Source organism: Prosthecobacter dejongeii, from assembly GCF_014203045.1.
Taxonomy (GTDB): Bacteria; Verrucomicrobiota; Verrucomicrobiia; order Verrucomicrobiales; family Verrucomicrobiaceae; genus Prosthecobacter; species Prosthecobacter dejongeii.
Genome location: NZ_JACHIF010000006.1, coordinates 80,112 through 101,496 on the forward strand (window position 1 = coordinate 80,112; position 21,385 = coordinate 101,496).

Consider the following 21,385-nt stretch of genomic DNA (forward strand, 5'->3'; position numbering starts at 1 on the left):
GATGCCATCCAGTCCCGAAAGACTGCGGATCAGTCTTCGGAGCGTAGCGCTTCTTCGGCTTCCAGGCCAAAGAGGAACTCGAAGTCGGATTTTTCCAGCGTGCTGGAGAAGCCACCTTCGCCCAAGATATTGGCGGACATGAGGCTCTTCTTCTGCTGCAGAAGCATGATTTTTTCTTCGATGGTGCCTTTGGTGATCATTCGGTAGGCCATCACGGGCTGGGTCTGGCCGATGCGGTGAGCACGGTCAATGGCCTGGGCTTCCACGGCAGGGTTCCACCATGGATCGTAAAGGATGACGTAGCTGGCGGAGGTGAGGTTCAGACCGCTGCCGCCTGCCTTCAGAGACAGGAGGAAGACGCATGGGTCTGGATCTTCCTGGAAGCTCTGGACCACTTCGGAACGATTGTTCGTGCTGCCGGTGAGCCAGTAGTGCGGGATTTTCATCGTATCCAGGTTATCCCGGATGATGCTCAGCATGGTGACGAACTGGCTGAAAAGCAGCACCTTGTGCCCTTCGGCATGGAGGCCTTCGATGAGTTCCAGGGTGGAGGTCAGCTTGGCGCTGTCTTCATCACCGGCGGATTTATCCACCAGGGCGGGGTGACAGCAGATCTGGCGCAGGCGGGTGAGAGCCTGCAGGATGGCGAAACGTTTTTGCGCCAGGACTTCAAAGCCGGAGGCGGTGAGCACCATGTGCTGGGCCTTCGCCAGTTCTTCACGATACAGCCGCTCCTGCGTGCCGCTCATTTCACACAGCATGGCTTCCTCACTGCGCGCAGGCAGGTCTTTGGCCACCTGGGACTTCGTGCGCCGTAACAAGAAGGGTTTCAAACGGGCGGAGAGGCGCTCGCTAGCCTTGGCATCCTTGCGGCGGTCAAAGTGACGGTGGAAGTAATTGCGATCTCCCAGGGCACCCGGAGCCGCGAAGGTCATGAGGCTCCACAGGTCTAACAAACGGTTCTCTACGGGTGTGCCGCTGAGGACGAGACGGCTTTCCGCTTTCAGCATGCGCGCAGCCTTGGCGGCCTTGCTGTCCGGGTTCTTGATGTGCTGCCCTTCATCCAGGATGACGGCCAGCCATTTGACAGATTCCAGCAGTTCGATGCAGCCACGGAGCTGTGCGTAGTTCATCACCATGACGTGGTAGTCCTTATACAGGCTTTCCAGGTCCAGCTCTTCTTTGTCCCGCAGCACTTGCACTTTCAGGCCAGGGGCAGCTTTGCCGAATTCAGTGGCCCACACATCTAGCACTGATTTCGGGCACACGACCAGGCAGGGCCAGGCATTGCGGTAGCGACTGCGCAGCCACAGGATCCAGGTGATGCTCTGGATGGTTTTACCCAGACCCATGTCATCAGCCAAGATGCCACCAAATTTGTTCAAGCTGAGGTAGGAGAGGAAGTGGAAGCCCTCTTCTTGGTAAGGGCGCAAGGTCACACCCAGACCTTCTGGCACTGGAGGGCGCTCCTCCAACTTCGCCTCTTCCATGCGCTGGGTCAGATTCTGCCATGCACGTGGGTTGATGATTTCTTTGGCGCCCTGGCCGGTGAGCTGGCGCCAGTGCAGGCGATGCGCCTCATTGCTGAATTCATCCATGTCCAGACCCAGTTGGTCCATCATGGCCTGCTGTTCTTCGCTGAGTTCCAGCTTCACGCGGCGCCAGGTGCCATCGGCTAGCTGCACGAAGCCACCCTTTGCGGAGATGAGACGGCGGATGTCTGCGGCTTTCAGGTCGGCACCGTCCACTTCAAAGACCATCTTCAGGTCAAACCAGTCAATGTTCGCTGTTTGGGAGGCCTCGATGCGCACACGGGCGATGAGGGGATCTGCCAGGATGGATTGCAGGCGATCATCTGCTGTCAGGCTCATGCCTTCGGGGAGGCCCTTGGCCCAGTTGTTAAACTGGTCGGGAAAGGTCTTGGTCAGGCGCACGCGGAAGCCTTCGTGCTCGGCATCATACACGGGGCGCATGTCCTGCAGGGCTGCTTCGGCCAGACCTAGGGCGGTGCGATCGCGGCAGATGATGCTGTTGTCATCGTCAGGTCGGGCGTTTTCCGTCGGCTGCCAACCTGCATAACGGAGGACTTCCCTGACGGTGCCATCGGGCGTGGCGGCATCCACCTGGAAGACGGCGTGCTCCGTGCTGGTGGCGTGGGAACGGGCGATGCAACTGGCGCGCACCTGCACCTGCAGCGGCTCATGCCGGATGCGGGCTGCAATGTCCGCCGGCAGGGGCAAGCTGAGCTTTTCCAGGAAGGCGATGCCATCCTGGGTGGCGAGGGCGTTGATCGGGATAGAGGCAGGGCCATCCAGACGGGTTTCTTCCGGGAACCAAAGCGGGCCTGGGAAGAGGGTATCCACCGAGAGGAAGAGGGGCTCCACCCCGTGCATCACGCGCAGCGGCAGGGGCGCGGGTGTGCCATCGGCCTGCACGAGTTCCAGCCGCAGTTGCCCGGTCTCAGCTTCTTCGGTGCTGGACCAGCGCAGCGGCTCACTGACGCGGCGGAAGGGCATTTCATCCAGCGTCAGCAGGCGCGCCTGGAGGGCGGGTTGCTGGAAAAGAGTGCCCAGCCAGCGGCTGTGCGTATCCAGGTCAAAACGGCAGACATCGCCCGGATTGGCCCCGGCCTGGCTGACGCAAGTCAGCAGCAGGAGTTCTGCGGCAGCGGGCAGGGTCAGCGCCCCGCGTTCATATTCACTCTCCAAAGAAGTGAGCTCCATGCCTGCCACATTGCGGAAGGCGGCGTCTTCACCTGCACGCATTTGCAGGCGGGCTTCGGAGGGGGTGATGATGAGGCGTAGGTCACAGCTACGGCGCTGTTTCGGCGGGGCATCGGAGAGGCTGCGCAGGAGCGTGCGGATGCGCTCGCGCCACAGCGGCAGCGTGCGCTCCTGACGCCAGGCACTGAGGCGGGCGCGCACGGCATCCAGGTCCACGCTATTGCGCAGGAAGGAGGGGGCAGGGAGATTGCGCTCATTCAGTGCCAGGGCCACGTATTCCCAGAATTCCCGCAGGTTCACGGGCGGTTCAGGCCACAGGGCCAGCGGGTCCACACTCTGGATGCTCCAGCGTGGGTGCAGGCGCACCATGTCCTGATCATAAATCTGGCCGCTCTGGCGTACGCGCTGAAAGCGTTTCTCCAGCTTGCTGAGGTAGCCTTCTTCTTCCGGGGTGAGCTGGCGGGCGAGCCGCCGCTCCAGCATGAGCTGAAAGGTTTCCTCAGGGGGCAGGGAAGGGGCCGTGCTATTCGGTGCCTGACGGGCGAAACGGCGCTGCGCCGCTACCAGGGCTGCGCACAGGGCCAGGAGATGCAGAGGCTCTTCATCACAATCGCTTTCAGAGATCCACGCATCCTCCTCCAGGGCCCAGCGTACATTCACGCGGCGGTCGTCTAAGATCACCTCCGCCAGCACTTCATCCTCCACAATGTCGAGCCCGCGAATGGCATCATCATCGGCGAGGCGTTCCGCCTCCTGTCGAAGGCGTGGATCAAAAGACTGAAGGAGACCGGGGAGGGATGTGGCGAAGTCAGGCATGAGCACAAAACCCACGGTGGAGACCGGGGGAACTGGTTGCCTTAGCACAGTGATTCGCCTCGCGCCAGAGCAGTCTTAGAGATGTCACCCTTGTCACGTAAATTTCTTTTCTCTCCGGAGGCGGGGCAGCGGGGTGTTTGGGGACTGATCTCAAAAAAATCCAACACCCGGTCAAGATAACCGTTATCCCCTTGTTGTATTATACCGCCATGAAAATCCCCCCTCAAGAGACCACTTTTCTCAGGAATCTCTACGCCACTCCAGCGGATTGGCAGAGAGACTTGTTTTATTCCGTGGTCCGGGCAGGGCACTTGCACGCGGGGGTAGAGCACCGCATCCAGCGAGAAACCTACCCAGGGCATGAACTCATCCTTTGCCTCAGTGGCCAGGGTTGGGTGCAGGTGGCGGGGAAAAAACATGAGGTGGGCCCGCAGCAACTGGTGTGGGTGAACTGCCACCACCCCCACGCTTACGGGGCCGTTTCCAAAGATCCGTGGGAGGTTTATTGGGTGCGGGCGGAGGGGCGCTCGCTCGACCGCATCTCCCAACTGCTGGAGGTGCGCTCCATGCCCGTGTTTGCTGGCTTCGATGCGGGGCAAGCTGCCATGGAATTTGGGCGCAGCTTTGATTATCTAGAGGGCAATCGCCCCTGTGATGCCGCCCATGTCAATGCAGCCGTCTCGTCCATCATCGCTATGGCGTTCGATGCTCGTTTGTCAGATCCAGATCTCATCCGCCCAGACCTACCCATGCCGGTGCAAAAGGCGCTGGAGAAAATGCGCCTCTACTTTCACCAACCCATCCGCGTGGTGGAACTGGCGCAGCTCGCAGGCATGAGCGAAAGCCACTTCAGCCGCCAGTTTAAGGCCGCCATCGGCACCAGCCCCATCGACTGGCTGCGCCGCGAGCGTATCAACCAGGCGAAGCGCCGCCTCATCGAGTCCGACGACCCCGTCAAAGAAATCGCCCGCCAAGTCGGCTACGCTGACCAGTTCTTTTTCAGCAAAGACTTCAAACGCATGACAAAACTCACGCCGACTCAGTTCCGTGAAGAAGAGCGGCAGAGTTGAGGGGGGCTATAGTTGGCTGCGTAGATCAGGTAGGGCCCACCTTTCCCAGCACCTCCACCAGCTTTTCCATGGGCAGACCCATGACGTTGGTCCAGGAGCCTTCGTAGTGGTCGAGGATCATCTCACTGCATTCCTGGATGCCATAAGCACCGGCTTTGTCCAGCGGGTTCACACGGGCGTGATAGGCCTGGATGAGCGTATCCGTCAGCGGTTTGAAGGTGACCTCGGTGATGACGTGGAAACCGAGTCCCGCGCTGCCGCCTTCGCGGGCGAGATAGACGCCTGTGCAGACCTGATGCTGGCGGCCAGAGAGGCGACGCATCATGGCCAGGGCTTCGTCTAAATCTTTCGGTTTGCCTAATGGATCTTCATCCACATAAACGAGGGTATCTGCGCCGATGACCAGGGCCTCCGGTCTCAGGGCGGCTCCAGCAGCGGCTTTGCGCCGGGCGTTTTCCACCGTTAGGTCCTCCGGGGTCAGGCTGGCATCGTGGGCTTCTTCTACATCAGGAACCAGGATATCAAACGTGTAGCCTGCTTCTCGCATCAGCGCGATGCGCCGGGGGGACTGAGAGGCCAGCACCAGCGGCGGCGGGGGGAGGGAGATCATGTGCCTTGTTCTTCGATCATGAGCACTTCATCGGCCCGTAGCAGCGAGTCCCGATCTTGAAAGGTCTTGTAGCGATAGTAGCCGGTTTTTCCCTGAAACTGTGGGCGGCCTTTGCACAGGTATTGGCGGCCATCTTTGAGCGTGATCTTATAACTGCTGGTGGACTGGCAACTGGCCAAAAGGGAGGCCAGGGCGACGATGCTGAGGGTACGCTGGAGCAGGGTCATGCAGGAAGAACGCTCCCCAAGGAAAAACATTCGCACCGTTTCGCAAGTCCGGTTATATGCGCTGCCCATGTCCGCCGCCACTTTTCTGCATGAATTCGTCCGTAATTGGAAGACCGTCGGCGCGGTGGCACCTTCCAGCGCCGCTTTGGCCTCCCGCATGATGGAATCTGCCGAAGTGGGCAAGGCCCGCCATGTGCTGGAACTGGGCCCCGGTACCGGCGCTTTCACAGAGGCCATTTTGGATTCCATGCCTCATGGTTCCAGCTACCTGGGCATTGAGCTGAATGAGACCTTTGTCACTCAGCTCAAGACGCGTTTTCCCACCATGAACTTCCACATCGCGGGGGCGCAGGAGTTTGATTTCGCCAGTTACTTGGCGGATCGCGAGCCCTTTGATGTCATCGTCAGTGGTCTGCCGTGGACAGCTTTCCCACGCGGGTTGCAGGAGGCGATTTTGGGCAACGTGCTGCCGCATTTGCGTGATGGTGGGCGCTTCGCTACCTTCGCCTACTACGGCTTTCATCGGCTGCCCAGTGGTCAGCGTTTCCGAGGCCTGCTGCATGACCTCCTGCCCGGGGTGGAAACCAGCCGTGTGGTGTGGGGCAATGTGCCGCCGGCGTTTGTTTACGTGGCGCGTAAGTAACGCCTCACTGCATCATCGCCTGCGGGGTGTCTTCCTGGAACACAAAGGGCCGCAGCTCTGCCAGTCGCGGGGCCTGCATTTGGGGGTCTTCATCCAGGGTTTTTTCTGCGAGTTGGCGCGCCAGCCGCACCAGGCGGGTATCTGCCAGCAGCTCGGCGAATTTCAGCGGTGCTTGCCCGCTCTGGGCTTTGCCCAGCACATCTCCCGGCCCCCGGCGCTTCAGGTCTTCCTCCGAGATGCGAAATCCATCCGTGGTCTCTTCCATGATAGCTAGGCGGGATTTCGCCTCCTCATCTTTATCCTTCACAAAGAGCACGCAGTAAGAGGTGTGCTCACCACGGCCAATGCGGCCGCGCAACTGATGTAACTGCGCGAGGCCAAATCGCTCGGCATTGTGAATGTACATCACCGTGGCATTCGGAACATCCACACCCACCTCGATGACGGTGGTGGAGACCAGCACATCCAGCTTGCCAGCGCGGAAGTCCCGCATCACCAGCTCTTTCTCTTCGCTACTCAGTTTTCCGTGCAGTAGGCCTACCTGGAAGTGTGGTAAAAGTTTTGTCCATTCCTCATGGCCTTTTTTGGCCGCTGTCGCATCCAGCTTTTCAGACTCTTCGATAAGTGGGTACACGAGGTAGCCTTGGCGGCCTTCCTCCAGTTGTTCTTTCAGAAATTTGGCGGCTTCCTTTTGCTTCGTGGCCGGGCGCACTTTGGTGATGATCTTGCCGCGCTCTTTGGGCCGCTCATCAATGGTGGAGACATCCAAGTCCCCATAGATTGTCAAGGTGAGGGTGCGGGGAATGGGCGTGGCTGTCATTACCAGCACATCCGGCGTATTGCCCTTCTGAATCAAACGCGCACGCTGGGCCACGCCAAATTTGTGCTGCTCATCAATCACCACCAAACCCAGGTTCCGCACCAGTTCCTCGTCATGCAGCAGCGCATGCGTGCCAATGACGATTTCCGGGCCTTTTTTACATGGAGCGCACGCGTCTCGCGTGCTGAGTTCTGCGTCCCGCGGAACTCCGTCCAAGGGAGGCCATAACCACTCATACTCCTGCGCATGAGTGACGAGGCCTTCCTCACGAGGATTGCTAACGATGTACCCAAAGGTCTCTTGCAGGTCTGCCTCAGAACGAATGAGCCTGTCAAAGGTCTCCTTTTCCCAAACACGCGCGTCTTCCCACCCCAATTTTAGGATGGCTTTCGAGCTAAAAGATTTGATGGAATGCAGCAGTTCGCCCAATGGATAAAACACTGGATCACCTGTCTCGGGGTCACGATTTTTCACCCCTGGTTCCAAAAGCAAATGTACATGATCAGGCATCACACAGGCCGCATACAGTTGGTAGCGCTGCCCATGGAAATGCAGCACTGCCTCAAGAGCAAGCTTGCGGGCCTCCGGTGGCAAGGGTCTTCTCAATGCCGTTGTAAACGTTAGAAAATACTTCCCCCAAGGACGCTCGAAGTGGGGGAGGCGTCGTTTGGCATAGTGTACCTCGCGGGCGGTCTTGAGAACGGTTTCCCGCGAGACGCGTGAAACAGCCTGCGGGACGCGTGCGCTCCATAGCTCAGTCCCCCCATCCTCTGCCCTCGTTCCGGTGCGTAGAGAAACATTCAGGCCCAGTGGCTCCAGCCACTTGCGTGCGGTGAGGAAATGCTGCTCGGCCAGAATCTGCGTGGGGGCCATCATGGCGGCTTGTTTGCCCGCCTCCACCGCGCCAAGCATGGCCGCAAAAGCCACCACCGTTTTGCCACTGCCCACATCCCCGTGCAGGAGGCGATTCATCGGCGCGTTGCTGGCCATGTCGCGTTGGATCTCTTCCAGCGAGCGCTTCTGCGCGCCCGTCATTTGAAAGGGCAGGGAGGCCTCAAACTCCTGCGCCAGTGGGCCGGCTGCATGTGCGTGACCGCCGGATTCTAACACCGCGCGCCTCCGCCGCACCACCCGCAGTTGATAGCCATAAAACTCCTCCAGGGCCAGGTAACGACGGGCCTTCTCCAGGTCCTCCATCGTCTCCGTGAAATGCACCGCCTTGATGGCCCGCGCACGGCTCCAGCCGGCGAACTCTCCCTGCTGGCTCGGAGGCGGTAAAAGATCGCGGGTAAAGTCCTCGCCCAGCGACTGCATGACATGCCAGGTCGCCGTGCGCAGCGTCTTCTGGGTCACGCCTGATTTCAGCCGATACACTGGCGTGATCCGGCCACTGTGGATGCGAGTGGTTTCCTCTTCATCCCCCAGCACCTCATACTCCGGGTGATCCATCAGCAGGCGATCCTTGTACTCCTTGACCTTGCCGTAGATGATCAGTTCTTGACCCTCCGCGATGGCCCGGCTCATGAACGGCATGTTCCACCAGCGCAGCGTCAGCAGACCACCCATGGCCGCGCCGCCGATGGGCTCCACCTGCGCCTCAAACAGCCCCGCCCCGCGCCGGGCACCGAAGTATTTGTTCCCCGTTTTCGTCACCTGCACCTGGTAGCAGGCAGGCAGTTCACTGACCTGAAAGGTGGCCCCCTCCATCTGCCGCCGGTCTTCATGGCGGAAGGGCAGCCAGTTCACGATCTCTCCCACCGTCATGACTTGCTCCTTGGCCAGTGCCTTCACCACCCGGGAGGACAGGCCGGGAACATCAGAAAGGGAGGCGTCTAGAGCGAGGGGCATGAACGAAAAAGGAACGGCAGGAATGGAAAAGATGGCTCGCCTTTCCGGTTAATCTTTAAAATCTTGTTCCACCTGCCAAAAATCATCCGTCATGACCACCGGCCTGCACCTCGCCCCTCACTACACGGATCACGATCCCGGCCCTGGCCATCCGGAAAGCCCCGCCCGGTACACCGCCATTCTGAAGGCTCTAGGCTCCTCCGGCCTGCTGCCAAAGCTGGCCTCCATCCCCAGTCGCCAAGCGGAGATGCCTGAAATGGAACTCTGCCATCCGCGCCACTACATTGAACTGGCTCGGGATGAAGTCGCCGCTGGGCTGGATACCCTCAGCACTGGCGATACCCAGATCTGCGAAAAGAGCTACACCGTGGCTACCCATGCCGTGGGGGCTGTGCTGAATGCTGTGGATGCCGTCATGACGGGCAAACTTAGCCGCGCCTTTTGCGCCGTGCGTCCTCCTGGCCACCACGCCCGGCCTGCTCAGGGCATGGGCTTTTGCCTGTTTAATAACATCGCCGTCGGCGCCCGCCACGCGCAGAAAAAACACAACGCTGCCAGGGTGGCCATCGTGGATTGGGATGTCCATCATGGCAATGGCACCCAGGACATCTTCTACGATGACGGCAGCGTGCTCTTTGCCAGCACCCATCAGTCACCCTGGTACCCCGGCACTGGCGCGCGGGAAGAAACGGGCGCGGGGAAAGGCCTGGGTACCACCCTGAATTTCCCCTTTGCTGCCGGGGCCGGTATGAAACATATCGGTGCAGCGTTTCAAGATCACCTGCTGCCCGCGCTCGCTCGCTTCAAGCCCGATCTCATCATGATCTCCGCCGGCTTTGACTCCCGCGTGGACGATCCTCTCGGCCATTTCAAACTCACCGATGACGACTTTGCGCAGCTCACCCGCTGGCTCATGGTCGCTGCGGATGAGCACTGCCAAGGCCGCCTCATCTCCGTCCTCGAAGGAGGTTACAATCTCACCGGTTTGGCCAGTGCCGTGACCTCGCATGTGGGAGCGTTGGTCGGAGACTAAGCCATGTGGTTCATCGCCTTAAAGCTCGGTCAGCTAATTCTTCCCGTTCTTCACGAACTGCCTTTGCCGAATCTGTGGCAATGCCTGTTAGCGCTAGAACAAGGCGTCCGTTCGGCGACCAAGAGGTTCCTTCGATGACTGAAAGGTCTTTTACGATTTCAATTCGGTCCTTGGTAACCTCTGCTCGCAACCGGGTGCCAGGTTTCAAGCCGAAGGCTTTCTTAAGTGTTTCAGGTAGATTGATACGTCCTCCGTCATCAATCGTAAATGTCGCGTTCATAAAACTAAACTGTCATCAATATTCCAAAAAGCAAGGTCTCTCGGATCATGCTGGAGCATGGGGGACTGTCATGCTAGGTCTGTTCTCCTCTCTCAATGACCTCTCTCCTCCAGATCGAAAAACGGCATCTCTGGCATCCCTTCACGCCCATGCAGGCGTGGTGTGATGAGGGGCATGAGCCGTTGATGTTGGTGTCGGGTCAGGGCTGTTATTTGCGAGATCAGCATGGGCGCGATTACCTGGATGGTAACAGCTCCATTTGGACGAACATTCACGGGCATAGTCATCCCACCATCCATGCCGCCATCCGGGCGCAGTTGGATCAAATCGCGCATACGTCCTTCCTCGGCTTCACGCATGAGCCTGCCATTCAGCTCGGTCAGCAACTGGTGGATCTCTTGCCCGGCAGCCAGCTGAGCCGGGTGTTTTATTCGGACAATGGCTCCACGGCCATCGAGTGCGCCATCCGCATGGCCTTGCAGTATTGGAAACAAAATGGGCATCCGCAGCGGGATACCATCCTGGCCTTTGATCGCGCTTACCATGGCGATACCCTGGGCGCGGCCAGTGTGGGGGGCATCCCGGTCTTTAAGGGCAGTGGTAATGACTTCGGTTATCGTGTCCAGCGTGTGCCCACGTTTGAGGCTCTGGATCAACTGCCTCCAGAGGAAGTCGCGCGGCTTTCCGCTGTCATCATTGAACCTCTCATCCAAGGCAGCGCTGGCATGCGCCTGTGGCCTAACGGCATGTTAAAAGCTCTGAGTGATTGGTGCCGCCAGCGCGATGTCTTCCTCATCCTGGATGAAGTGATGACAGGTTTCGGCCGCACGGGGAAGATGTTTGCCTGCCAGCATGAGGAGGTGGTGCCAGACTTTCTTTGTCTGGCGAAGGGCCTCACGGGTGGCTACTTGCCGCTGGCTGCGACGATGACAACTGAGCGTGTGTTTGAAGGTTTTCTCGGTGCCGGGCGTGCTTTTTATTACGGTCATAGTTATACGGCGAATCAACTCGGCTGCGCTGCGGCGCTGGGGAGCTTGCAGGTCTTCCGGGAAGAACAGGTCCTGGAGCGTCTGCCGGAAAAGATCCGCGTCTTCACGTCGCTGCTCGATTCCTTGCGGGATATCCCCTCTGTCATAGACATCCGCCAATGCGGGCTGGTGGCGGGCATCGAGATCGGACCCTACGCCCCTGAGAAACTCATGGGCGTGAAGACCTGCCTGGAAGCACGCAAGCATGGTCTTCTGACGCGGCCCGTGGTGGATACGCTCGTGCTCATGCCACCGCTCGCTGCGACGGAATCCGAGTTGGAAAAAATGGTGGATGCGCTGCGCCAAGCCATCGTGACCATCGCCGCTACAGTGTAAACTAGACGCTACAGTAAAAGAATCGGTATAACCAAAAGGGTGACGATCAAACCAGGGCGAGGCTACGGGGTGTAGCTGCCCGCACCAGCGGGTGGCGGGTGGTCTGGTGTCATCGAGCTTCTCAAGCCCACGCCCTGGCGGGCGCAGTTACGAGGGGTAGCTGCCCGCGCCAGCGGGTGGGGATGGTCTTGAGTATCGAGCTTCCAAACCCCCACGCCCAGGCGGGCGCAGCTACGGGGTGTAGCTGCCCGCGCCAGCGGGTGGGGATGGTCTGGTGTCATCGAGCTTCTCAAGCCCCACGCCCTGGCGGGCGCGGCTACGAGGGGTAGCTGCCCGCGCCAGCGGGTGGGGGTGGTCTTGAGCATCGAGCTTCTCAAGCCCCACGCCCTGGCGGGCGCGGCTACACAAAATCACGCCAAGGCCGCACGAATCAGCAACGCCATCGGGTCTGGATCACGGCCCATGAAGTCGCGGAAGAGCTTCGCTGGGTCTTCGGAGTTGCCCTTGCTCAGCACCTTGTCACGAAAGTCACGGCCCACCTTGGGATTTAGCACTCCTTCGTTTTGGAAACGGGTGAAGGCATCGGCATCCAGCACCTCCGCCCATTTGTAGCTGTAATAGCCGGCGGCATAACCGACCGGGCTGCTGAAGAGGTGACCAAAACGCCGCGCCATGGAGGGCGTCTCCGTCTTCAGGGGCATGAGGTAGGGCTTCAACAACTGGCGTGAGAGTTGATCCAGATCTGCGCCTTCATCCGTGGCGTGGTGCATGTGCAGTTCCAGGTCCAGCTTGCCAAAAGAAAGCTGGCGTACGATGTCGCTGGCGCTGCGGTAGTTCTTGGCCGCCAGCACCTTTTTCAGCAGGCGGGCTGGGATGGTCTCGCCCGTTTCATGGTGGCGGGCAAAGAGGTCCAGACTCTCACGCTCCCAGCAGAAGTTTTCCAGAATTTGGGAGGGCAGTTCCACAAAGTCCCAATAGACATTCACGCCGTTTAAAGACGGGATCTCCACGTTGCCTAACAACTGATGCAACAGGTGGCCGAATTCATGGAAAACGGTACACACTTCGTCATGTGTCAGCAGCGCTGGCTTGCCATCCACAGGGGGAGTCATGTTGCCGCAGATGAGGCCCAGGTGCAGGCGGCGGTCGCGCTCTCCACTCGGGGGCACGCCGCCTTTGAGATAGTTCATCCAGGCACCGCCGCGCTTGGAGTCGCGCGGGTGCCAATCTGCGTAGAAGGAGCCGATGTGGACACCCTTTTCGTTACGCACTTCATAGAATTTCACATCTGGGTGCCACACTTCCACCGGGCCCAGTTCCCCAGGTTGGGTGCTGGCAGGGCCAGATTCTCCTGCGGGGTAGTGCACCACATCCCGGCCCACGATGCGGAGGTCAAAGACCATTTCCGCCAGCCGGAACATGCCGCCTAGCACCTTATCGAGCGGGAAGTAAGGGCGCAGTTCTTCCTCATCAAAGTCGTACTCAGCCTTGCGCTGTTTTTCCGCCCAGTAGCCCACTTCCCACGGTTGTAGGAGATCAGCCGCTTGGCCCACGGCATCGGCGCGGTATTCTTGGAGCTGGATCGTTTCGCGATCAAAAGCGCCCTTTACCTTGGCGTGCAGGTTCTCGATGAACTGGAGTGCCGTTTGTCCATTCTTCGCCATGCGCTGCTGCAGCACGTGGTCGGCAAAGTTCGACTTGCCCATGAGTTGGGCCTTTTCATGGCGCAGGCGCAGGATCTTCCAAATCAGCTCGGTGTTGTCATGGTCACCGCCACGGCCAATGCCGGTGGAGCCTTCCCACACAGCTTTGCGCAGGCTTTCATCTTCCGCATACTCCATCACCGGGATCATGGAAGGGGCCTTGAGTGTGAGGCGATAATGCGGAGCCTCAGGGGTACCTAGGCCCTTGGCCGCAGCCTCGGCACGTGCGGCGTCAATCGCAGACTGCGGCATGCCTTTGAGGCGATCCGCATCCGTGAGGATCAGCTCCCACTTGTTGGTGGAATCGAGCACGTTCTCAGAGTACTTTTGCGTGGCCTGACACAGCTCAGACTCCAGTTCTTCCAGGCGCTTCTTTTTCTCTGGCGGCAGGTTCGATCCCGCCTGGATAAAGCTCTCCATCGTCTCCTTCAGCGCCCGTTTGCGCACGGGGGATAGGTCGCGGGCCTCTTCCGTTTTACTGTAGGTTTCCAGCAGATCCCACAGGTGTTCATTGAGGGGGATCTTGGCAAAAAAGGAGCTCACCTCCGCCAGCATCGCATTGTGAGCTTCCCGCATGGCAGGAGAGTTGCACAGGGCATCCAGGTGCTGCACCAGGCCCCAGGCTTCGTTAAGCGCGCGAGTGGATTCATCCAGCGCCAGCACGACGGTGTCGAAGTTCATCTTGCCGCGATCTTGTTCGATGAGGCGGTTGATGTTCGCGTCGGCCTGCTCCAGTGCGGTTTTGATATCCGCCTGAATGCAGGAGGAATCCAGGGTGGACCAGCGGATGTGAAAGTCCTGTGTGAGGAACGGTTGAGCCATAGGGGGTGGTCGGCGTAAGAGCGGCGATTATCGGCGAGGAGGCTCAGGTGGCAAGGATGAACGCACGGGAATGAATTTTGTTAAGCGGAGGTAAAGATCCAAGTCTTTGGGCCAAGCCAAGCGTTGAAGGGATGGTATGAACCGAACGACGATCTTCCTCTGGCTGTGTGCCGGGCCTGTCTTTTCTCAAACGCCTCCAGCGGAGGCCACGGTGCGTGAGCAGGCCGGGTGGCGCATAGTGACCTCCAATGGCATCGCCAATCACGTCATGGGGGCCTTTCCCAATCCGCACAATCCGAACGCTATCGCACCGCAGAAATACGAGTTTCGCGTTACGCTGAAGCCCCAGGTCGCCGCCCAGCCTACGCGGGCAGAGCGGGCGTTTTTCGGCGTGGCGGTGAATGGCGTGCCTTTTGAACCAGGCACGGCGGAGTTTTGGCAGCGCGATCCCCGATCCGGCTGGGTGGCTGAGGCCAAAAGTGGCCAGGTGGATCTGGGGCTGGACCAAAACGATGCCCACGTGCAGCCTAACGGAGCCTACCATTACCACGGCCTGCCCACCGGCCTGATCCAGAATCTGGGCGGAGACGCTGTAGATAAAATGCAATTGTTAGGCTGGGCGGCGGATGGCTTCCCCATCTATGCCAGCCGTGCGCATCAAGACGCCAAAGATGCCACCAGCCCACTCGTGAAGATGCGCAGCAGCTACCGACTGAAAGCCGGTGAACGCCCTGGTGGAAACGACGGCCCCGGTGGTGCGTACGATGGTTACTACACCCAGGACTATGAGTACGTGGCAGGTCTGGGAGACCTGGATGAATGCCATGGGCGCTACGGCGTCACACCAGAATATCCCGCTGGCATCTATCACTACTGCATCACCGATGAATTCCCCTACATGGGCCGCCAGTGGAAGGGCAGTCCGGACAAGAGCTTCCAAAAACAGGGGGGAGGCCCTCCCGGAGGCGGCCCGCCACGTAGGGGGCGTCGTGGAGGCCCAGGATTTGGGCCACCTCCTGGAATGGGGCCTCCAGGAGGCCCAAGAGGGGAGGGCCCACCTCCTCGTCCTTGATTAGGTGCCGCAAAAGGTTTGGTAATCCTCCGCTGGCTGCGGCTGGCTGTACTCTGGCAGGTCCACGCTGTGATCATAGGGCTTCGCCAGCACCTGGAGCAGTCGCTGCATCACGCTGAGGTCCTCGTTTTGCATGGCGGCTGTGAGGGCCTCTTCCACCTTGTGATTGCGCGGGATGAAGGCGGGGTTATGCGCTTGCATCAGGGGCGTTACATCAGCGGCAGATTGTGGCTGGCGAGTTAACCGCGCTTTCCATTGGGCCAGCCAGTCTGAAAAGGATGCATCATTAGTTAGATGGCTTTTCACCCCATCCCTGGAGGAAAGAGCGCAGAAGGTCTGGGTGTAATCCGCTTCCTGTTCCTGCATCCAGCTCAGCAGGGCATCCGCCAGGGCCTTGTCTTCGGCTTCTTCATTGAAGATGCCTAGTTTCTTTCTCATGCCGGCGAGCCAGGCTGTATCAAAACGACTGCGGAAGCTCTCTAGTGCGGCATTGGCCTGTTCGATGGCCTGCTTTTCCTCAGGGTGCAGCAGGGGTAAAAGTGCCTCTGCTAGCCGGGCCAGATTCCATTGGGCGATGGGGGCCTGATTGCCATAGGCATACCGGCCATGATGATCAATGGAACTGAAGACCGTGCCAGGATCATACGCATCCATGAAGGCACAGGGACCATAGTCAATCGTCTCGCCTGAGAGGGCCATGTTGTCCGTATTCATCACCCCATGGATGAAGCCCACATGCAGCCACTGGGCGATGAGCGAGGCCTGCCGCCCGATGATGGAATGCAGCCATGCGAGGTAAGGTGACTCCTCCCCCACCAGCGCAGGATCATGCCGCGCCAGTGTATAGTCAGCCAGGGCTTTTAACGCAGCTTTGTTCTGATGCGCCGCTGCCCACTCAAAGGTGCCTACCCGGATGTGACTGGCTGCGACACGCGTGAGAACGGCCCCCGGTAAAGGCTGGGGGCGATACACCGCCTCACCCGTCGTCGCCACGGCCAGACTGCGGGTGGTGGGGATACGCAGCGCGTACATGGCCTCGCTGATGATGTATTCACGCAGCATAGGCCCCAGGGCCGCGCGGCCATCTCCCCGGCGGGAATAGCGAGTGGGGCCCGGGCCTTTAAGCTGGATGTCGAACCGCGCCCCGCTCGGCGTGATTTGCTCGCCTAACAAAATGGCCCGTCCATCTCCCAGCGTGGTGAACTTGCCAAACTGATGGCCAGCATACGCTTGGGCGATGGGGTAGGCACCTGGAGGTAATTCATTTCCAGTGAAAAGGGCGGCAGCTTCAGGCCGGTCCAGCACCTCGGCATTCAATCCCAGCTCTTGTGCTAAGTCCTGATTAAAGATGGTTAGGCGTGGCGAGGCGACGGAGGTCGGCTTAGCCAGGGAATGGAACAGCGTGGGTAGCTGTGCATAGCTGTGCTCCAGACGCCAGCCAGCGTCGGCAAAAGGAGGGGGAGACTCGTTCATGAAATAGGATTCCCCCCTTCATGCACCCTGCCTCTGCCACAGCAAGCACAGATATTGCAGAGGCGGTGATCTTAGGCTCAGTGGAGATTTTGTGGCACCTTCACCAGCTTCGTGCGGTCATAACCCTGGGCTTCGAGACGTTTGAGAATACCCTGGTAGGTGGCTTCATCCAGGCTGGGTTTTCGACTCAGCACCCAGGCCAGTTTGCGATTGGGATAACCAATGACGCTCCATTGATAATCGGGGTCCAAATCAATGATCAAGTAGGGGATACGAAAGGGCCACAGGAGCTGCACGCGCCATTCAGCATTCGTTTCTTTGTTATGCACCCAGGCCTTGCCTTTCCACTGCTGGAGCGGGGCATCGAGGGTGCCTTTGCGAAAGAGAAAGATGTTGTCCATCTTCCCATCCGGCCTCGGTGCGTAACGGTCAAGCGTGCCCACCTTGCCTTTTTCAAGCGAGTAGGGAATGTGGGCAAAGACATACCAATCCCCCATGTAACGCGGCAGATCCACGTGGGCGACGGTTTTGAGTGGGGGGTGTTTCACAGGGGTGGAGCATGAGGTGAAAGAAAACAGGCACGCAGCAGCGAGCAGGTAGAAAAAAGTTTTCACATCGTAGTAAACGCCTCGCAGTGACCCAAAGGGGCAAGGAAATCCACCATCTATATAAGGGATGATCACCCTCCGTCATTCGCATGTAGCCTTGAAGGGCTACTGCCACTCCACCGACGACGATGAATTGAACGCCGTGATCAGCGAGGCGCACCAACAGTTTTTCGAATGAGGGTTCCATCGGATCCAGGAGTTCGCCAAACACCGCCGCGCAGCCGTAGTGCATTTTTCCACAGCATCTCCAGACGCTTCAGCGGTGGCAGACTGGAAGGGCTGTCACCCACGGTTCGGCGTAAGGTCTCCTGTAAATCATCAGGCATGGGTTAACATAGTGAATGCCCTGTAAAATACAAGGCGAACGCGTATGATGTGGCTCCTTGGATCCAGGAATTCCGAATCCAAGGAGAGTGGGCTAAAGTTTAGGCTTTCTCAAACACAGGCTTCCCGTCCTTCATCGTGGCGGTGATGACATCGCCATCTTTAAAGCCGCCCTCCAGCACGGCCAGGCTGAGCGGATCCAGCAGGTGTTTCTGGATGGCGCGCTTCAGTGGACGAGCTCCAAACACGGGATCAAACCCAGCATCCGCCAGATAGCGGGTGGTGTCATCCGTGACGGTGAGGTGGATGTTTTGCTTGGCCAAACGAGTGATCACGCGTTGGAGCTGGATCTTCACGATCTTGTCGAGCTGGGCTGCATCGAGCCGATCAAAGATAACGATTTCATCAATGCGGTTGAGAAACTCTGGCCGGAAGAATTGCTTCAGCGATTCTCGCACCAGGGCGTCTCGTTGCTCGGCATTGGTCACGTCCTGAATGGCGTTGCTGCCGATGTTGCTGGTCATGATGATTACCGTGTTTTTGAAGTCCACGGTGCGGCCCTGACCATCAGTGATGCGGCCATCGTCCAGCACTTGCAGTAGGCTGTTGAAGACATCCGGGTGGGCCTTTTCCACTTCGTCAAACAACACCACGCTGTAAGGTCGGCGTCGCACGGCCTCGGTGAGCTGGCCGCCTTCATCATAACCGACGTAACCGGGAGGTGCCCCGATCAAACGGCTGACGCTGTGCTTCTCCATGTACTCGCTCATGTCAATGCGGGTCATGGCGTTTTCATCGTCAAAGAGAAACTCGGCCAGGGCCTTGCACAGCTCGGTCTTGCCCACGCCTGTGGGGCCTAAGAAAAGGAAACTGCCGATGGGGCGGTTCTCATCCTGGATGCCCGCACGCGCACGTCGCACGGCATTGGAGACGGCCACGATGGCATCCCGCTGGCCGATCACACGGTCAGCCAAGCGTTCCTCCATTTTCGCCAGCTTGGACCGCTCGCCCTCTTGCAGGCGGGAGACGGGAATACCCGTCCAGTTCGCCACTACGCGCGCGATGTCATCTTCGGTGACTTCTTCGCGAAGTAAGGGGGTAGAAGCGGCGCCCCCGCCGCTGCTTCCGGTGCCCGTGGCGCCCTCGCCACGCAGCCATACGGGTGGCTTTGCACCCGTGAGCTGACGCGGATTTTCCGCAATGTAATCGCGAAGCCGCTGGAGGGAACCGAGGCCCCGGACAATGTGGTCATAACTCTCCTTTTGCCAGAAAGTGCCGCTCTGGCCGAGTTCTTCATTGATGCGTCGTGAGGTGATACTTTTCCACGCTTGCACAATATCGCTCAACGAGTGTCCAGGCTGTGGCCAAACGAGAACATGCACATGGTTAGGCATCACCACCAGAGCCTCCAGGGTGTAGTCAATGCCATCGCGGTTGCGGATCACTTCCTCCACGATTTGGCGGATCTCTGGGCGGGCCAAAACGCAGGCTCCATGGCTTTCATCCAGCCATTTTTCCCACCGTCGGGAAAAGAGATCGGTGTATTCAGCCTTCTCCGCTTCGTTGTGTGGTTCGGGGTGCTGGTTTAGCCACTCCCGGCGTTCGCTCAGCCACTGGCTGACGCGTTCTTCCGGCATGGAATCCGCCGTCCGCCACGTGACGAAATACACGCTTCCGTCCTGCCGCCAATGCGGCAGGTTGCCACTGCGCACGCTGTCTATTTTGGCTTCGGGGTCGAAGTAGGTGTAGGGGGATGAGGAGGGGCTTTGAGCGGCGGGGGCGCCGCTGGCACCGGGGTAAGCGACGAGGGCGTCGCTTCTACTGCTGCTCGCCAGCTTCTTCTCCAGGTCTGGAATGAGACCATACTGGATCTCTCCGGCACGACCGAAGTCGCCTCGACGTTGGGCTTGTTCCAGTTCCGTGCGCAGGCGATCAATCTCCTCCTTCACCTTCCGGCCCGCATCCACGGTTTCCTTCTCCTTCAGCCACTGGGCTTTCAGGGCGGAGGATTGCTCTTTGAGATCGGCGATTTCCTTCTCCAGCTTTTCCAGGCGGGTCTTGCTGGCAGGATCTTTTTCCTTTTTCAAAACCTGACGCTCCATCTCCCCTTGCATGACTTGGCGCTCGATGACGTCAATCTCCGTGGGCATGGAGTCCAGCTCGATCTTGATGCGGCTCGCCGCTTCATCCACCAGGTCAATGGCCTTGTCTGGCAGGAAGCGATCCGTGATGTAGCGGTTGCTCAGCGTGGCGGCAGCGATGATGGCCCCGTCCTGAATACGCACGCCGTGGTGCACCTCATAACGTTCCTTTAAACCACGCAGGATGGCGATGGTGTCTTCCACGCTCGGCTCACCCACCAGCACCGGTTGAAAGCGACGCTCCAGGGCTGGGTCCTTTTCGATGTATTTGCGGTATTCATCCAGCGTGGTCGCGCCGATGCAGCGCAGCTCCCCACGGGCCAATTGCGGCTTCAGCAGGTTGCCCGCATCCATGGCCCCTTCCGCCTTGCCTGCACCCACGATGGTGTGCAGCTCATCAATGAAAAGGATGATTTCCCCCTCACTGCTGGTCACTTCTTTGAGGAAGGCTTTCAAACGTTCCTCGAACTCGCCACGGAACTTGGCCCCGGCCATCATGCCGCCCAGGTCCATGCTGATGAGGCGTTTGCCTTTGAGAGAATCTGGCACGTCCCCGGCGACGATGCGGCGGGCCAGGCCTTCGGCGATGGCCGTCTTACCCACACCCGGTTCACCGATGAGGACGGGATTGTTTTTGGTGCGGCGGCTCAGCACCTGCATCACGCGGCGAATCTCTTCATCGCGACCGATGACCGGATCAATCTTGCCCTGTTTCGCACGGGCGGTGAGGTCCGTGCCGTATTTTTCCAGGGTCTGGTACTTGCCTTCCGGGTCTTGGTCCACCACGCGCTGGCTGCCACGCACGGCGGCGAGGGCTTTGGAAACGGTTTCGTAAGTGAGGCCTGCCTGCTTCAGCAGGTCAGACACCTCAGACTTGGTCTTGAACAGAGCCAGGAGGATGTGCTCCACACTCAGGAAATCGTCCTTGAGTTTCTTCTGCTCATCTTCCGCCTTGGTCATGAGGTCGCGGAACTCGCTGGACAAGTAAAGACTGCCGGTCGCTCCCGTGACCTTGGGTTGGCGGTTCAGCAGTTGACTCAGTTGCTCGGGCAACTGGGCGGCCTTTTCAGGATTGACCGCTGCCTTTTCCAGCAACGGCTTGGTGAGGCCCCCTTCCTGGTCCAGCAGGGCGGACAGGAGATGGGCAGGTTTGACTTCTTGATGCCCATGGCGCGTGGCCACAGACTGCGAGGCATTGAAGGCCTCTTGGAGCTTAACGGTAAATTTTTCAGGAGACATGGTTTTGAAGGTTGGTTGTTTCCCTGATCCTATGCTCAGACTGTGCCACAGCGGCGCAATGTCGCGCTAGCCTTTATTTGGCAAGGGAAAGGCGTCCATTGCCCCTGCCGACGAATCAGCTCGGGAGTTCCCTTTTGACTCATAAAAGCGGGTCAACTGTGCCAAAGTGGCGTTTTTTGTAGTTTGGCACTACCCAAGCGGAGTATTCGCGTCGGCGTTCTTCAATGGCTCTGGCCATTCACGAAAAGGATCACGTCTGTCAGCGCGTGGAGCCAAAAAGCGGAAGTGTAGCAAAGCGTGGCATAAATGATCCAGGCATTGCCGGTTTCTTTTCGGACATAAGCCACCCCCATTCGAAGGAGGATCATGGCGTTGAAATACATCGCCACTTCACCTCTCCAATTGCCAATCGCGCACAGGCAGGGGAGGACCAGCATCTGAAGGAAAAACCCGACGATCAAGGCGAGCGAAAGATGCAGGTAGTTCCAGGGGGCCTCCTGAACGGGCGATGGGAAGTTAGAAGTCTGGGGCTCCATTCGAGCTTAGCTTGGAGTCACGGAAGGCGTGAT

The 21,385-nt window shown here is 59.0% G+C and carries 17 protein-coding genes; 5 read left to right on the forward strand and 12 right to left on the reverse strand.

Translation table 11 applies throughout. The annotated features are described in order from the left end of the window. Window positions 1-29 precede the first annotated feature (29 nt). Window positions 30-3,539, reverse strand: a complete 3,510-nt coding sequence (locus HNQ64_RS14745) for a DEAD/DEAH box helicase (protein WP_184209919.1) — start codon at window positions 3,537-3,539, stop codon at window positions 30-32. Between the two features lie 209 nt (window positions 3,540-3,748). Here HNQ64_RS14745 and HNQ64_RS14750 point away from each other — a divergent pair, with 209 nt between their 5' ends. Continuing rightward, window positions 3,749-4,609, forward strand: coding sequence for a helix-turn-helix transcriptional regulator (locus tag HNQ64_RS14750; RefSeq protein ID WP_184209921.1), 861 nt, complete (start codon window positions 3,749-3,751; stop codon window positions 4,607-4,609). Window positions 4,610-4,634: 25 nt separating this feature from the next. On the opposite strand, the gene HNQ64_RS14755 is transcribed toward HNQ64_RS14750, so the two are convergent. After that, complete coding sequence (locus tag HNQ64_RS14755) at window positions 4,635-5,219, reverse strand: Maf family protein (RefSeq protein ID WP_184209922.1); 585 nt, start codon at window positions 5,217-5,219, stop codon at window positions 4,635-4,637. Beyond that, window positions 5,216-5,446, reverse strand: a complete 231-nt coding sequence (locus HNQ64_RS14760; RefSeq protein WP_184209925.1) for a YgdI/YgdR family lipoprotein — start codon at window positions 5,444-5,446, stop codon at window positions 5,216-5,218. The genes HNQ64_RS14755 and HNQ64_RS14760 overlap by 4 nt, the downstream gene beginning before the upstream one ends. A 67-nt stretch (window positions 5,447-5,513) precedes the next feature. Between HNQ64_RS14760 and HNQ64_RS14765 the strand changes: the two genes are divergently transcribed. Then, on the forward strand, window positions 5,514-6,089 hold the full coding sequence (locus tag HNQ64_RS14765) for a class I SAM-dependent methyltransferase (protein ID WP_184209928.1): 576 nt from the start codon (window positions 5,514-5,516) through the stop codon (window positions 6,087-6,089). A gap of 4 nt (window positions 6,090-6,093) precedes the next feature. Here the strand turns inward: HNQ64_RS14765 and HNQ64_RS14770 are convergent, their stop codons facing one another. Next, window positions 6,094-8,757 (reverse strand): DEAD/DEAH box helicase, encoded by a 2,664-nt coding sequence (locus tag HNQ64_RS14770; protein ID WP_184209930.1) that lies wholly within the window; start codon window positions 8,755-8,757, stop codon window positions 6,094-6,096. Between the two features lie 91 nt (window positions 8,758-8,848). On the opposite strand from HNQ64_RS14770, the gene HNQ64_RS14775 reads away from it, so the two are divergent. After that, window positions 8,849-9,790: a histone deacetylase family protein gene (locus tag HNQ64_RS14775; protein WP_184209932.1), complete on the forward strand. Its 942-nt coding sequence runs from the start codon at window positions 8,849-8,851 to the stop codon at window positions 9,788-9,790. Between the two features lie 10 nt (window positions 9,791-9,800). Here the strand turns inward: HNQ64_RS14775 and HNQ64_RS14780 are convergent, their stop codons facing one another. After that, window positions 9,801-10,070 (reverse strand): AbrB/MazE/SpoVT family DNA-binding domain-containing protein, encoded by a 270-nt coding sequence (locus HNQ64_RS14780; RefSeq protein ID WP_184209934.1) that lies wholly within the window; start codon window positions 10,068-10,070, stop codon window positions 9,801-9,803. 95 nt (window positions 10,071-10,165) lie between these two features. Here HNQ64_RS14780 and bioA point away from each other — a divergent pair, with 95 nt between their 5' ends. Next, window positions 10,166-11,434: an adenosylmethionine--8-amino-7-oxononanoate transaminase gene (gene bioA / locus HNQ64_RS14785; protein ID WP_184209936.1), complete on the forward strand. Its 1,269-nt coding sequence runs from the start codon at window positions 10,166-10,168 to the stop codon at window positions 11,432-11,434. 62 nt (window positions 11,435-11,496) lie between these two features. On the opposite strand, the gene HNQ64_RS14790 is transcribed toward bioA, so the two are convergent. Continuing rightward, window positions 11,497-11,799, reverse strand: a complete 303-nt coding sequence (locus HNQ64_RS14790; RefSeq protein ID WP_184209938.1) for a hypothetical protein — start codon at window positions 11,797-11,799, stop codon at window positions 11,497-11,499. 45 nt (window positions 11,800-11,844) lie between these two features. Next, window positions 11,845-13,959 (reverse strand): M3 family metallopeptidase, encoded by a 2,115-nt coding sequence (locus HNQ64_RS14795; protein WP_184209940.1) that lies wholly within the window; start codon window positions 13,957-13,959, stop codon window positions 11,845-11,847. A 136-nt stretch (window positions 13,960-14,095) separates the two neighbouring features. Between HNQ64_RS14795 and HNQ64_RS14800 the strand changes: the two genes are divergently transcribed. After that, entirely contained in the window at window positions 14,096-15,031 is a 936-nt protein-coding gene (locus HNQ64_RS14800) for a YHYH protein (RefSeq protein ID WP_184209942.1), read from the forward strand. Here HNQ64_RS14800 and HNQ64_RS14805 read toward each other — a convergent pair whose 3' ends face one another. The 5 genes from HNQ64_RS14805 to HNQ64_RS14820 form a co-directional block, all read right to left on the reverse strand. Beyond that, window positions 15,032-16,504 (reverse strand): protein adenylyltransferase SelO, encoded by a 1,473-nt coding sequence (locus HNQ64_RS14805; RefSeq protein WP_184209945.1) that lies wholly within the window; start codon window positions 16,502-16,504, stop codon window positions 15,032-15,034. Window positions 16,505-16,581: 77 nt separating this feature from the next. Next, complete coding sequence (locus HNQ64_RS14810; protein WP_184209947.1) at window positions 16,582-17,052, reverse strand: lipocalin family protein; 471 nt, start codon at window positions 17,050-17,052, stop codon at window positions 16,582-16,584. Between the two features lie 206 nt (window positions 17,053-17,258). Then, a complete protein-coding gene (locus HNQ64_RS23820) occupies window positions 17,259-17,438 on the reverse strand; it encodes a hypothetical protein (RefSeq protein ID WP_221305464.1) in 180 nt (59 codons plus the stop codon). Between the two features lie 99 nt (window positions 17,439-17,537). Then, complete coding sequence (locus HNQ64_RS14815) at window positions 17,538-20,816, reverse strand: AAA family ATPase (RefSeq protein WP_184209949.1); 3,279 nt, start codon at window positions 20,814-20,816, stop codon at window positions 17,538-17,540. A 221-nt stretch (window positions 20,817-21,037) separates the two neighbouring features. Further along, window positions 21,038-21,352: a hypothetical protein gene (locus HNQ64_RS14820; protein ID WP_184209951.1), complete on the reverse strand. Its 315-nt coding sequence runs from the start codon at window positions 21,350-21,352 to the stop codon at window positions 21,038-21,040. Window positions 21,353-21,385: the final 33 nt, after the last annotated feature.